The following is a 13,415-nucleotide window of genomic DNA, read 5'->3' as shown; positions in this document are numbered from 1 at the left end:
TCCCCTCACGGACGGCGACGGCAGTGGGTCCGGCCGTCGGTGTCCACCCACCATGCGACGGCGACGTCACCGTCGAGCGCACCGCCGAGCCGCACGACGAGCTCGTCGTGCACGACGACGGATCCGCTCGGCAGCGGCAGCCCCAGCACCGTGCACGCCAGCACGGCCCCCGGTTCGCGATCCCACGTGCTGGTCTCGCCGTCCCCGAGGACCTGTGCGTGGACCGCGGCCGACGCGAGCGGCAGATCCAGCAGATCCGCGAGGGCGGCGGCGGTGTCCAGCGCACCGAGCACCAGGCGCCCCGGTGGGACGACGGCGCCGAGGTGCGCGCGGTCGAGCACCAGCGCGACGTCGGGATCGGCGACGGCGCCCGCGAGGCTGCGCACGCCGGACGGCAGGCCCAGTTCGTCGAGATCCAGCACGCCGCGGTCCGCGGCCGCGGCCAGCAGCCGGTGGGTGCGGGTCACGACGTCCGGGGTGGGGGTGCGCTCGGGGTCGGCGAGCYGGTCGAGCAGCACCCGGGCCAGCCCGGTGTCGTCGACCGCGGTGGGTGCCAGCGCACCGGCCAGCGCGGGTGCGGCCGGGTGGTCGAAGACGTCGAGCAGTCCGGCGAACGTGTCGTCGTCGGGTGCGCGCAGCAGGCCGAGGCGCCGTCCGTCGATCTCGGCGTGCGTGCGCAGCCACCACGCGGTGTAGCCGTCGCGGTCGGCGAGCGCGGCCGCGGTGAGCGGGTCGCCGGCGAGCAGCGTCAGCGCCTGCGACCACCGCGCGGGATCGACCAGGTCCAGGTCCCGCACCGCGACCAGCGTCTCGGGGTCCTCGGAAAGGGTGTCCCACCAGCGGGGCTCGTCGTCGAGGTCGTGTTCGGGGCCGGTGGGCAACTCGGCACGCATCACGGAGAAGCCCCAGCCGACGCCGAGCGCGCGCAGCGACTCCTCCCCCACCCGCTCGACCAGTGCCGCGTCGACGGTGCCGAACGGCGAGTCGTCGTCGAGCAGCTCGGCGAGCGGGGCGCCCGGCAGCAGCAGTTCGTCGGCGGGCACCAGTTCGCCGTCGGCGTCGGGCAGCGGCAGCTCACCCAGCCAACCCGGCCGCGCGTCGGGCGGCGCGAGTCCGACCAGCGAGAGCACTGCGGTCGCCAATTCGGTTGCGGCGGTGGGGTCGTCGTAGTCGACGTCCTCGATGCGGGCGCGCAGCGCGGGATCGGACAGCAGGTCCCCCGCGGTCGCCCGCTCGGCACCCAACCGGTTGAGCAGCGGATGGGCGGCGTCCGGGTGCACCAGCCGCACCCAGTCCAGGGCCGCGACGGCCGCATCCACCGCATGCCCCAGGTCGGTGCCGGTGACGGTGGTGCGCGGGCCGGTGACGGTGCGACCGTCCGCGAGCGGAACCGGAACGGCGGCAAGCTCTTCGACGGCCAGCGCATCCACCACCAGCGGTTCGAGCGCGTCGTAGAGGGCGTGCCACCACGACGGTTCCCGGTGATGGCCGCCCAGCAGTTCGGCGATACGGGCCAGTCCCACCCGGTGCACGTCCACCGCCGCCAGCGCCGGGGCGTGCCGCGGCCCCGACAGCTCCGGGTCCACCAGGTCGGGCACGACATCGGCGAGCGCATCGGCCAGTTCGTCGGTCAGTGCGGGGATCACGGTGGCGCGGGTCGGGACCAGGTCGGCGGCATCCGGGTAGGCAGCGGTGCGGGCGGCGGGCACCCACGGCTGCGTGCGCAACTCGCGCAGCAACTCCTCGCGCAGGGCCGCGTCCACCTCGCTGCGCGCGAATCCGGGCTGCGGCACCAGATCCGGGCGCTGGTCGCGCGGGAGCGCCGCGACGAACCGTGCGTAGCCGCGGGCGACGGCGGCCAACGGCGCGCCGGGCAGCACGCGCCGGCGGTCGGGCTGCGTCGGGACGTCGGCGATCAGCAGCGCCGGGATCGACAGTTCCTCGTCGGAGCGGGTGGGGGCACGCAGGACGTCGGCGGTCACGGTGCGCACCCGCCCGTCGACCACCGGCACCAGCCACCGCGCGGCATCGGCCCGGAACTGCCACCACGTGCGGTCGCGGACGGTGATCTCGGTGAGCCCGGCGCGGTCACCGTCGAGTTCACGCTCGGTACGGCGCAGCACCGTGTCGCCGACCTCGATCGTCGCGATTCCCGGGAGCTCGAGCAGCAGGTCGACGGCCTCGGCGGCGAATCCGGCCACCAGGGCCGCGGCATCGACATCGGGGCGCAGCCGCAGCACCACCTCGGTGTCGAATCCGGACGGCGGCCGTTCGTCGGTGGCCCACACCAGGCGCAGCGCCGGGACACCCGCGTCGGGCACCTCCAGGCCCTCCTCCGCGACGGCGGCACGGGTGCGGGCGGCGGAGAACAGCAGCGAGCCGCTGGTGGACCGCAGTTCCACCTCGTCGCTGACGGCCCGGACCGCGGTGAATCCGACGCCGAATCGTCCTACCCCCGCGAACGCTCCGGAGCTTCCGGTCTTCCCGGAGGCACGGAGCGCGGCGAGCGCGTGCACGCCTTCGACATCGAGGGGTGCACCGGTGTTCGCGATCCGGAGCACGTCGTCGTGCAGTTGGACCCGCAGGGCGCCGGGGATCCCGGTGCGGGCGGCGGCGTCGGCCGCGTTCTGCGCCAGTTCGGTCAGCAGCCGGTCGCGGTAGCCGGCGCGGACGAGGTCGGCCTCGGCCGCCGCGTCCTCACGCAGACGCGTCGGCGAGTTCCGCCACGCGAGGAGCGTCCCCTCCCGCAGCGCCGCGGTGCCGAACGGATCCGTCAGCTGGTCGATGCCGGGTCCAGCGGGGGCTCGGGATCGGTGGGCTCGTCGGCCTGCATCTCGGCGGTCGCCTCGGCCTGTGCCTCGGGCGCGACCGGGCGCTCGATCTCGACGACCTCGACGGCGGCGTCGTCGTACGCGTCGTAGCGCGGGGTGCCGGCACCGGTCGGCAGGGTGGTGTCGGAATGCGCGCCGCAGCCGTGCGCGGCGTGCACGACGTGACCGTCGGCGGCCATCTCGTTTCCGCACACGCCGAACGCCGCGTGCAGCGAACCGGACAGCGGCAGATAGAAACCGCACAGGTCACACGTGGACGGCGCGGCCTTCGCCATGTCCGAGTCCGGTCCGAAGTCGCCGTCGTGCCAACGCTCGGCGCACTCCAGTCGACCCTCGCGGCTCATGACCTGCTTGCGGCCCAGCCCGATCTCGAGCGCGACGTCGTCCACCTCGGGATCGCCGGTCGCGACGTACCCCGGCACCAGACGGGGGTCGCCGGCGGGCGGCGCCAGCAGGTCGCCGGGCGACAGGTCGCCGGGACGGACTCGCTGATCCCACGGCAGCCATTCGGGGGCGACGAGCGCGTCGGGTCCCGGCAGCAGCGCCAACTCGCTGATCGTCACCCGATCGGAGTCGGGGGCTGCGGCCACCACGACGGCCCACTGCCAGCCGCGATAGCCCGGAAGCTCGGCCTCGAACCGGTGGGTGGCCGCGCAGAAGTCCTCCCCGGTCACGCCCAGGTGCTTCCCCACACCACCCTCACCGAGCGCGGTCAGTGCCGCTCGGGCAGGCTCGACGGCTTCGGCGAGGACGGGGCGCACGACGGCGCTCTCTGGAGACGACGTAACACTCACAATGTCCATCTTGCCGCACTGGGTCCGGACCGTGCTCGTGCGGGCTGTCATGCTGGTCCGGTGAATCGGCGTCGCACCCCGTATCCCGTCGCTGTCGGAGTGTCCGTGCTGGCCGTTGCGCTGCTCGCCGGCTGCACCGCAAGCACCGACGACGGCACCCCGCCGGAGGGCGCGACCATCGCCCAATCGCTGCGCCCGGAGATCGTCCGCGAGCTTCCGCACGACCCGGACGCGTTCACGCAGGGCCTCGAGATCTCCGACGGCACGCTGTACGAGAGCACCGGCCGGGTGGGCCGGTCGTGGGTGCGGGCCACCGAGTTCGACACCGGCGCCGAGCGGGCGCGTGCCGATCTGATGCGCCCGATGTTCGGTGAGGGGATCACCGTCGTCGGCGACACGGTGTGGCAGCTCACCTGGAAGGACGGTGTCGCGGTCGCGCGCGACCGGGACACGCTCACCCAAAAGCAGCAGGTCCGGTACGACGGCGAGGGGTGGGGGCTGTGCGCGCAACCGGACCGCCTGGTGATGAGCAACGGCTCGGACTCCCTGACGTTCCGTGATCCCGCGACGTTCGAGCCGACGGGGTCGGTGGATGTCACGCTCGACGGCCGGGCGATCGATCAGCTCAACGAACTCGAATGCAGCAGTGACGGTTTCGTATACGCGAATGTGTGGCAGACCGACACCATCCTGCGGATCGATCCCGCGACCGGAGTGGCGGTCGGCCGGATCGATGCCGCCGCGCTGCGCGAGGCCCTGCCGTCCGGTGAGAGCCGCGACATCGCCGTCCTCAACGGCATCGCCCAGATTCCGGGCACCGACCGCTTCCTCGTGACCGGGAAGCTGTGGCCGCGCATGTTCGAGGTCCGGTTCGTCGCCTGAGGGCGGACGTGACGAGCGCGTGACGCATCCGACACGTCCGAACTAGCTGGAACAGACCGCCCGTGTCGTGCAATGTCCGGGGACTAGGACAGAATTGGGGGGTGACCGGACCTCGCGAACCCCACGACGCCGACCGGCGTGGGCAGGACCCGCGTATCCCCGCGCCCCCGCGACACCCCGGCTACGACAACTATCCGCCCGCGCGACGTGCCACCGCCCGGCGCACTCCGCTGCCCCCGCTGCATCCCGTCGACCGGTCCGCGCCCACCGATCGGATCCCGCCGGGACCGAACGGACACAGCCAGGGCGAGCCGAGCCGCACCGGGCAGGACCGGAACGGGCAGGCCGCGCCGGGCCCCGACGAGACCGCGCGCGTGGAGCAGCCGCCCGAACACCAGGAGCAGTCGACCCGACGGTTCTCCAAGCAGGACGCGGAGGCGCTCGAGGCCGACACCGACGACGGGGCACCCAAGCCGCGGCCGATGCCGCGGAAGCTGACGGTCACCCGGGTCGCCGCGATGCGCAGCCGCGAGCTGACCAACAAGAGCATCGCGACGTTCCGGCGGGCTGCGACCGCGGACGGCGCCGACAAGTCCGGGCTCACCGCCCTCACGTACGCGGTGATGGCGAACTTCGCGACCGACGCCGCGATCGCCGTGGCGCTGGCCAACACGCTGTTCTTCTCGGCGGCCACCGGCGAGGACAAGACCAAGGTCGCGCTGTACCTGTTGATCACGATCGCGCCGTTCGCGGTGATCGCCCCGCTGATCGGCCCGGCGCTCGACCGCCTGCAGCGGGGTCGCCGGATCGCGCTGGCGTCGTCGTTCGCGCTGCGGACGGTGCTCGCGCTCGTCCTCGTCTTCAACTTCGACAGCTGGGCGCTCTACCCGTGTGCGCTGGGCATGATGGTGCTCAGCAAATCGTTCTCGGTCCTCAAGAGCGCCGTGACCCCTCGTGTGCTGCCACCGGAAATCGATCTGGTGCGGGTCAATTCGCGGCTGACGGTGTTCGGCCTGCTCGGCGGCACCATCGGCGCGGGCGCGCTGGCCGGCGCCCTCGCGCTGGTCACCGGGTCCACCGGGGCGCTCTGGTTGGCCGCGCTCATCACCGCGTTCGGCGCCTACCTGAGCATGCGGATCCCGGCGTGGGTGGAGGTCACCGAGGGTGAGGTGCCGGCCACGCTGACCTTCCACGGCGACGACTCCCCCACCGAACTGATCGACGTGTCCGCCGTGGCGAGCGTCAAACCGGACAAGCGACGCCAACCCCTGGGCCGCGTGGTGGTCACCGGACTGTGGGGCAACGGCACCATCCGCGTGCTCACCGGATTCCTGACGCTGTACATCGCGTTCGTCGCGAAGGCCAGCACCGAACACGCGGCGCTGATGCAGGCCGCGATGCTCGGCCTGGTGGGCGCGGCCGCCGGCATCGGCAACTTCGCCGGCAATGCCGCCGGCGCCCGGCTGGAGCTGGGGCGGCCCGCGGTGATGGTGCTGCGCTGCACGATCGCGGTGACGGTCGTCGCGATCATCGCGGCGGTCACCGGTAACCTGCTCACCGCGGCGCTCGCAGCGCTCGTGGCATCGGCCGCCAGCGCCCTGGCGAAGGTGTCGCTGGACGCGTCGCTGCAGCAAGACCTGCCCGAAGAGTCCATCGCATCCGGTTTCGGCCGGTCCGAGACCGTCCTGCAGCTCAGCTGGGTCATCGGCGGCGCGATGGGCGTCCTGCTGCCCACCGAACTGTGGATCGGTTTCACGGTCGTGTCGGTGGTGCTTACGATCGGGCTGGTGCAGACCGTCCTCACGTACCGCGGCGCGTCGCTGCTGCCGGGACTGGGCGGCAAGCGACCGGAGCACGTGAACCAGGAGACCACCGTCGGCCACAGCCCTCGTGCCGACTGATCCACCGAACGAGAAACGGATTCCATGATGCAGGACCGGACGAAAAAGATTGTCGCGCTGATCGCGGCCCTAGTGGTGGTCGCGGCGGCCGGTCTTGCAGGGGTCGTCGCCTACCTCGTCGGTCAGTCGGAGGAGAAGCTGCCGACCATCACCGCGTACTCGAAGCAGGAGACCGTCTCGGCCACGCCGGGGTTCTGCGACCAGACGCTGCAGTGCGAGGGGCTCGAGATCGTCGAACTCCACGTGCCCGAGGGCTACCCGCTGCAGCTGTCGCTGCCCAAGGAGGTCGCGGACTCCGACTGGCGTCTCAACGTCCAGATCGGTAACCCGAAGACCGGCGAGATCTTCGAGGGCTACCGCGACTACACCCCCGGCGAGGCGTGGGCGGTGACGGTGCCCGGCAATCCGGGCGAGCAGCTGATCAGCGCCATCATCCAGCTTCCCGCGCAGGGCGGGCTGGCACCGGTGTGGGCCCTGCAGACCATCCCGATGCCCGGCGGCGGACAGGTCGCCCCGGCCTCCTGACCCCAGGAACGACGAAACGGGAGCCCTCCGATGATCATCGGAGGGCTCCCGTTTCGTCTGTCAGCGACTGCTTACCGCAGTGAGTCCACTCAGCTGTCGAGCTCGCGCGCCACGGCGCGCACCACCTCGGAGATCCGCTGCGCGGTCTTGCGGTCCGGGTACTTGCCCTTGCGCAGGTCCGGCTGGATCTTGGCCTCGAGCAGCGTGATCATGTCCTCGACCATGCCGTGCAGTTCGTCGGGCGAGTGCTTGCGGGCCACGGCCTCCTTGCGCGCGCCGCCGCTCTGACGCAGCGTCGGCGCCGGATCGAGCACCTTGACGCTCAGCGCCTGCGGGCCGCGGCGTCCGGCGGCCATGCCGAATTCGACGCGCTGGCCGGCCTTGAGGCCCTCGACGCCTTCGGGCAGCGCCGCCGCGCGGACGTAGACGTCCTCCCCCTCTTCCTGGGACAGGAAGCCGAAACCCTTCTCGACGTCGTACCACTTCACCTTGCCGGTAGGCACCGTGTTCACCCGCTCATCTGCCTGCCGCACTCGTCGTTGAGCGCGCGCGTGGATACATGCAAAACAACGCGCCCCACTCGGAGTGCGGGACGCGTGAATGGCCGAGTGTACCCGCCTGGCCAGCTGCCCGGCATCCTCCTTTCCCGGCACGCGGCGGCCTCTCGACCGGGTGACCGGGCGGTCGGTTCGTCGGCGTCGTGCTCGATACTGTGCAGATGGTCGGGGTGCTCGGCGGGCCCGACCCCTCCGACGACCCCTCCGACGACCGATGGGACGAGATAGTGACGACGCTGACCGACCTGCTCACCAAGATCGGCTCCAAGAGCATCGAGGTGCTCGACCTGACCGCGCCGCTCAGCTCGGACACACCGGTCCTGCATCTGCCGGAGCCGTTCGCCAACACCATCCCGGCGGGACTCGAGACGGTCAGCAACTTCGACGACGACGGCCCGATGTGGGCGTGGAACAACCTGCACACCGGCGAACACACCGGCACCCATCTGGATGCGCCGACGCACTGGATCACCGGGCGGGACGGCGCCAGCGTCGACCAGATTCCGCCGGAGCGGCTGATCGGTCCGGTCGCGGTCATCGACGTCACCGCCGAGGTGGAGGCGAACCCGGACTTCGTGCTCGAGGTGGAACACATCGAGGCGTGGGAGGCCGAGCACGGCCCGCTGCCCGACGGCGCGTGGCTGATCCTGCGCACCGGCTGGGGCGAGCGGGGCAGCGACCCGGTGCGTTTCGCGAACGCGGACGCCGACGGCCCGCACACCCCCGGCCTGTCGGTGGCGGCGGCCAAATGGCTGGCCGAGTCGAGCCCCATCACCGGGTTCGGTGTGGAGACGGTCGGCATCGACGCCGGCATCGCGGGCGGCTTCGACCCGATGTTCCCGGCGCACTACTTCCTGCTGGGCCACGACAAGTACGGCCTGACGCAGCTGCGCAAGGTCGACAAGCTGCCGACGCTGGGCGCGGTGCTGGTGGCGTCGCCGCTGCCGATCGTCGGCGGAACCGGCAGCCCGGCACGCGTGTTCGCACTGGTCGAGCGCGCATGAGTTCCACCGTCGCGCAGCTGGTCGGTCGCACCCTCGCCGACCTCGGGATCGGTCACGCGTTCGGGGTGGTGGGCAGTGGCAACTTCGCGGTCACCAACGCCCTGATCGCGGCGGGGGTGCCGTTCGTCGCGGCCCGGCACGAGGGCGGGGCCGCGACCATGGCCGACGCGTACTCGCGCATGTCGGAGCTGCCCGCGGTCGTCACCACCCACCAGGGGTGCGGGCTGACCAATGCGCTGACGGGGATCGGTGAGGCGGCCAAGAGCCGCACGCCCGTCAGTGGCCCTTGAACGCCTCGGCGAGCCACCACGCGCCGCCGTCGGAGGCGACCTTCGTGTCGATCAGCAGCGGACGGGTTCGCGGACCCGCGACCCATGCGCGCACCGCGTCGAGGTCGCCGACCGACCGCACCGTGACCGCCTCGGCGCCGTACCCACGGGCGATGGCCGCAATGTCGGTGTCGGGGAAGGTGACCGCCGAATGGTCGGTGCCGGGAGAGTCGAAGTGGTGCACTTCGGCGCCGTACGCGCTGTCGTTGTAGACCACCAGCACCATCGGCAGTCCCAGGCGTACCACGGTCTCCAACTCTGAGATCCCCATGAGGAATCCGCCGTCACCGAGCGCCGCGACCGGCAGCGGATCCGGTTGTGCCAGTGCGGTGCCGACCGCCGTGGCCAGGCCCAGCCCGATCGACTGGAACGCCTGCGTGAAGCAGAAGCCGAACTCGTCCGGCACCGACAGGTACGCGCTGGGGTAACCCATGAAGTTGCCGGAGTCCACCGACACCGTCCGCTCCCGCGGCAGGATCACGTCCAGCTCCCGTGAGAGCAGGCGCGGGTCGATCGTCGTCGCGGTGGACAGGTCGTCGAACGGCACGTCGTTCCAACGGCCCTGCGCCGCAATGCGCGAGTGCACCTCGTCGCTGCGGTAGCCGTGACCGCCCTCACGCACCCGCTCGAGCGCGACGGCCGCGGTCTCCCGGCAGTCGCCCAGCACACCCAGGTCGATCGGCCGGTTCGCGCCCAGCGCCGAGTCCTCGATGTCCACCTGCACGACGGTGGCCTCCGGGCCGATGAGCGACCCGTGCCGCATGGTCCACATGTTCAACGCGCAGCCCCAGCCCACGATCACGTCGGCGCCGGCGATCAGTTCCGCGGTGAGCGGGCTCGAGAAGCCGCCGGAGATGCCGAGCGAGAACGGATCTCCCTCGAACAAACCGTTGGCCACCGCCGACGTCGCGACCAGCGCGCCGACCTCATCCGCGAGCGCCGCGATCTGCGGGCCGGCATCGCGGGCGCCGCCCGGCGACGAACACCGGCCGCTGCGCCTTCTCCAGCACCGACACCAGCGCGTGGAGCGCGTCCACGTCGGGTCGGATGCGCTGCACCGGCGGCAGCAGCGGAACCGTCCACGAATCCGGCGCCGGCGCCTCCTGCACCCCCAGCGGCAGGCTCAGCACCACCGTCCGGCGCTCCCGCACCGCCGTGCGGTACGCGCGGACGGTGTCGGCCACCGCCGACGCCGCCGAATGCACCCGCTCGGCGACGGCACCGACGCTGCGCGCCAACGCGTCCTGGTCGATCCGGAAGTTCGACCGCACCGCCGCGCCCGCGGTGTCGGCGGTGAGCACGATCAGCGGGGTTTCGGTGCTGGCTGTCGGTGCTGGTCGGCGTTGCCGCACCAGCTGAACCGATCAGGACGAACCTTTCTACTGGACATTTGACCAGTTTTACCTTCAACCAGGCGCAGAAGGTGCTACAAATTGCTCCGGCGCAGCGCGGGGGTTGTGCCGATCTGTTCCACCAGTTCATCTGCTCCACCAGCTCTGCCAGCGCCGGACAAGCGCCGACCAGGTGTATGCGTGAAACAAAGTTTTGACTGGTCCAAGTGTCTGAGTGCCGACGCACCACCCCTTGTAACGACCCCTGCCCCGGGGCCAGAAGAAACGAGAACACCCGCATGAACAAGCAGACCAAGGGCGCAATCGCCGCCGGCGCAGCGGCGCTGCTCCTCGCCGGTGGTGCCGGCTCGTTCGCGCTGTGGAGCGACACCGAATCGCTCGCCGGCGGCGCGATCCAGTCCGGAAAGCTCACCCTGACCACGTCTGGAACCCCGACGTGGACCAAGGGCGGCCAGAGCATCGACATCTCCACATACAAGGTTGTCCCGGGCGACGTCATCAGCTACAACGCCACAGCGACCATCGGCGCCTCGGGCGACAACCTCGCGGCACACCTCAAGGCAACAGTCCCCGGCCTGACTGGCAACGAACTTGCCGCCAAGCTGAGCGCCGTGACGACCGCATCGGTTGGCGGCACCACGCTGCCCACAGACGAGGATGGCGTCGCCATCACCAGTGCAAACGACAACCAGACCGTCAACGTTCAGGTCCAGTTCACGTTCGACGCGGCAACCGCGAACCAGGTTGCACAGAACCAGAGCGTGACCTTCGGCAACGTCGTTCTGGACCTCACGCAGGATTCCTGACAGTTGTCCAAAAACCACCGTTGGTGGGCACTCGCAGCGGTGCCGGCCCTGGGTCTGATCTTCTTCTCCACCCAGCAGACCGGCGCCCTGTGGAGTGACTCCAAGAGCCTCGCCGGGGGAACCATCACCTCCGGAACCCTCGACATCGGTGTCGGTGCCGGCGGCACGACGCAGAGCAACTTCGCGTTCTCGGCCCTGGGCAAGACCAACCTGATACCCGGAGGCTTCGCGCAGGCTCCGCTGACGGTGCGCAACTCCGGCAACGTGCCAATGAAGTACCGACTGCAGAACGTCGCGCAATCCGATGCTGCTGTGCCCCTGACGCTCACGGTATCGACCGTCGGCTCAGAGGCGGCATGCCCCGCAGACGCCAACCCGACTGGGGCAACGCAGCTTTACAGCGGGGCGATGGTCGGTGCGCAGACTCCCACGTCGCCGCAATGGCGCACTCTCGGCTCAGGTGCGTCCGAGGTGCTGTGTCTTCGCGGCACAGTCGGCGCTGCAGCAATTCAAGGCGCCAGCACCACGGCAACATTCACCTTCGCTTCGGAGTCCTGATGAGTAACGCGGTCGGGAGGGACGAGCCCACCACCATTTGGTGGTGGGTGAAGTCCGTCGTCTCTTGGCTGCTGCTCATCGCGATGGTCGGCATCCTGGCGCTGACGATCGTGATTCCACGAATCGTCGGCGCCACCCCATATACGGTGCTGACCGGTTCGATGAAGCCCACGTATCCTCCGGGAACGCTCATCGTTGTGCGACCGCAGGACCCGCAGACACTCGCGGTCGGCGACCCCATCACCTTTCAGTGGGAGTCCGGCAAGCCGGATGTTGTGACCCACCGGATCACCCAGGTGCGGCGCACGTCTCAGGGCGAACTGACGTTTGTGACGCACGGCGACAACAACCCGTCACCCGACGAGAGACCGGTTGTACCCGAGCAGGTTCGGGGCAAGGTCTGGTACTCCGTGCCCTATGTGGGGTATGTCAACAACTACATCACCGGCAAGCAGCGCTCGGACCTCCTCGTGGTGGTCGTCGGCGGTCTGCTGATCTACGCGGTGTCGATGTTCGTCAGCTCAGGCCTGGACAAGGCCCGCAAGCGCCGACCCGAGTCGGCCTCCGACGACGACTCCACCGTCACTGCCGTAATCCCCGTTGTCGACGCCGACGCGCCGGCCACGACGAAGTAAGAAGGACCGCGATGCCTCGCCCCGAGCACTCCTCATCGACTCCCACCTCCGGTACCCGCGTGCGCAAGGCGTTAGGTGGCGGCCGAGTGCGCGCCGCACTCTCCCTCGGAATCGTGCTCGGTCTGGGTGCGGTCGGCACTATGGCCGCGTGGAGTGACACCGCAACCGCGACGTCGGGTGTTTTCAGCGTTGCCTCGATCGACCTGCAGCTCAACAACAATCAGGGCAATCCCGCGTACGCGTTCACAACGCTGAACAAGACCGACATGATGCCGGGCGACAGTGTCCAGGCCGCCCTGCCGATCCAGAACAAGGGCACTGCCCCGTTCAGCTATACGATGTCGGCCTCTGCAACCGGCGACGCCACCCTGGCCGGATTCCTCAAGGTCACTGTCCTCGACGCCGCGTGCGCAAACCAGATCATCGCCCCCACGGCCCTGTCCACCAGCGCAGCCAAGCCGATCATCACCGTCGGCCGCAACCTCGCCCCGTCGACCGGTTCGGAGACACTGTGTTTCCGCGTCGCACTCGACCCCACCGTGACAGTCGCCTCGCAGAACAAGACGGTCAACGTCTCATTCGCCTTTGCGGCGACCACGGCGTGAGGTAGCAATGTCTGACAATGAGAAGGCTTCGCGCCGGCCAAGATCAATCAGCTGGCTCTGCCGAGAAACCGCGCTCACCATCGGTGCCGTCGCTGGCGTGATCTGCATAGTGGCGACCGTCGCCGCAATGGTGTTCGGCGTCAAGCCGCTGATCTTCCGGTCCGGTTCGATGTCGCCCGAGATCACAACCGGTTCACTCGCGTTGTCTCGCAACGTCCCAGCCACCGATCTGAAGGTTGGTGACGTTGTCAGCGTCGAGAATACGCAGGGCACCCGCATCACGCACCGCGTGCACGCGCTCGATCCACAGGCCGGTGGCACCGTGCTCGTCACACTCAAGGGCGATGCCAACCAGGACCCCGACATCGAACCCTACGCAATCACCGAAGCCGATCGCGTCTTCACGAGCGTCGGCGGACTCGGCTACGTGGTGGCGTGGCTGTCGAGCCCCGCTGCACTCCTCCTCGGCGGCGCTTTCGTCGGCGCTCTACTGATGATCGTGGTACGCCCAGCCAAGAAGAATGACGACGACAGCGACGACGACCAGGCGACCGGCCCGGGTTCGTCTATCGAGGACGCTGCCACCACCGAATTCGTGCCAGTCATCGAGTCGAAGGTCGAACCCATGTCTCCCAC

13 protein-coding genes and 1 pseudogene are annotated in these 13,415 nt (G+C 70.1%); 10 read left to right on the top strand and 4 right to left on the bottom strand.

Going from position 1 to position 13,415, the window contains the following annotated elements; genetic code table 11:
• Positions 1 to 5 precede the first annotated feature (5 nt).
• A complete protein-coding gene (locus AB4Z09_RS08455) occupies positions 6 to 2,777 on the bottom strand; it encodes a sacsin N-terminal ATP-binding-like domain-containing protein (protein ID WP_442239578.1) in 2,772 nt (923 codons plus the stop codon).
• Complete coding sequence (locus AB4Z09_RS08450; protein ID WP_254622949.1) at positions 2,774 to 3,634, bottom strand: DUF3027 domain-containing protein; 861 nt, start codon at positions 3,632 to 3,634, stop codon at positions 2,774 to 2,776. The genes AB4Z09_RS08455 and AB4Z09_RS08450 overlap by 4 nt, the downstream gene beginning before the upstream one ends.
• A 51-nt stretch (positions 3,635 to 3,685) precedes the next feature.
• Between AB4Z09_RS08450 and AB4Z09_RS08445 the strand changes: the two genes are divergently transcribed.
• The 3 genes from AB4Z09_RS08445 to AB4Z09_RS08435 all read left to right on the top strand — a co-directional run bounded on the left by AB4Z09_RS08445 (position 3,686) and on the right by AB4Z09_RS08435 (position 6,933).
• Positions 3,686 to 4,507 (top strand): glutaminyl-peptide cyclotransferase, encoded by an 822-nt coding sequence (locus AB4Z09_RS08445; protein ID WP_442239536.1) that lies wholly within the window; start codon positions 3,686 to 3,688, stop codon positions 4,505 to 4,507.
• A gap of 101 nt (positions 4,508 to 4,608) precedes the next feature.
• Positions 4,609 to 6,408, top strand: coding sequence for an MFS transporter (locus AB4Z09_RS08440; RefSeq protein WP_217487189.1), 1,800 nt, complete (start codon positions 4,609 to 4,611; stop codon positions 6,406 to 6,408).
• A gap of 24 nt (positions 6,409 to 6,432) precedes the next feature.
• Positions 6,433 to 6,933: a DUF2771 family protein gene (locus AB4Z09_RS08435; protein WP_114722917.1), complete on the top strand. Its 501-nt coding sequence runs from the start codon at positions 6,433 to 6,435 to the stop codon at positions 6,931 to 6,933.
• 89 nt (positions 6,934 to 7,022) lie between these two features.
• Here AB4Z09_RS08435 and AB4Z09_RS08430 read toward each other — a convergent pair whose 3' ends face one another.
• Positions 7,023 to 7,436, bottom strand: coding sequence for a cold-shock protein (locus tag AB4Z09_RS08430; RefSeq protein ID WP_174908475.1), 414 nt, complete (start codon positions 7,434 to 7,436; stop codon positions 7,023 to 7,025).
• A 281-nt stretch (positions 7,437 to 7,717) separates the two neighbouring features.
• Here AB4Z09_RS08430 and AB4Z09_RS08425 point away from each other — a divergent pair, with 281 nt between their 5' ends.
• Positions 7,718 to 8,494, top strand: a complete 777-nt coding sequence (locus AB4Z09_RS08425; RefSeq protein WP_442239577.1) for a cyclase family protein — start codon at positions 7,718 to 7,720, stop codon at positions 8,492 to 8,494.
• Entirely contained in the window at positions 8,491 to 8,784 is a 294-nt protein-coding gene (locus AB4Z09_RS08420; RefSeq protein WP_442239535.1) for a thiamine pyrophosphate-binding protein, read from the top strand. Before AB4Z09_RS08425 ends, AB4Z09_RS08420 begins: the two co-directional genes overlap by 4 nt.
• Here AB4Z09_RS08420 and AB4Z09_RS08415 read toward each other — a convergent pair.
• Positions 8,771 to 10,148 (bottom strand): annotated as a pseudogene (locus AB4Z09_RS08415) (thiamine pyrophosphate-binding protein); the annotation flags it as partial. The gene AB4Z09_RS08420 and the pseudogene AB4Z09_RS08415 overlap by 14 nt on opposite strands.
• Positions 10,149 to 10,453: 305 nt before the next feature.
• Between AB4Z09_RS08415 and AB4Z09_RS08410 the strand changes: the two are divergent.
• The 5 genes from AB4Z09_RS08410 to AB4Z09_RS08390 form a co-directional block, all read left to right on the top strand.
• On the top strand, positions 10,454 to 10,981 hold the full coding sequence (locus AB4Z09_RS08410; protein WP_442239534.1) for an alternate-type signal peptide domain-containing protein: 528 nt from the start codon (positions 10,454 to 10,456) through the stop codon (positions 10,979 to 10,981).
• Positions 10,982 to 10,984: 3 nt separating this feature from the next.
• Positions 10,985 to 11,539 (top strand): hypothetical protein, encoded by a 555-nt coding sequence (locus AB4Z09_RS08405; RefSeq protein ID WP_254622815.1) that lies wholly within the window; start codon positions 10,985 to 10,987, stop codon positions 11,537 to 11,539.
• On the top strand, positions 11,539 to 12,174 hold the full coding sequence (locus AB4Z09_RS08400; RefSeq protein ID WP_442239533.1) for a signal peptidase I: 636 nt from the start codon (positions 11,539 to 11,541) through the stop codon (positions 12,172 to 12,174). The genes AB4Z09_RS08405 and AB4Z09_RS08400 overlap by 1 nt, the downstream gene beginning before the upstream one ends.
• An 11-nt stretch (positions 12,175 to 12,185) precedes the next feature.
• Complete coding sequence (locus AB4Z09_RS08395) at positions 12,186 to 12,779, top strand: TasA family protein (RefSeq protein WP_174908467.1); 594 nt, start codon at positions 12,186 to 12,188, stop codon at positions 12,777 to 12,779.
• A gap of 7 nt (positions 12,780 to 12,786) precedes the next feature.
• Positions 12,787 to 13,415 (top strand): signal peptidase I (locus AB4Z09_RS08390; RefSeq protein WP_442239532.1); only part of this gene is annotated, 629 nt, incomplete at its 3' end.

Source organism: Rhodococcus sp. TAF43 (assembly GCF_052113525.1).
Taxonomy (GTDB): domain Bacteria; phylum Actinomycetota; class Actinomycetes; order Mycobacteriales; family Mycobacteriaceae; genus Prescottella.
This window is presented reverse-complemented; position numbering and strand designations above follow the sequence as displayed.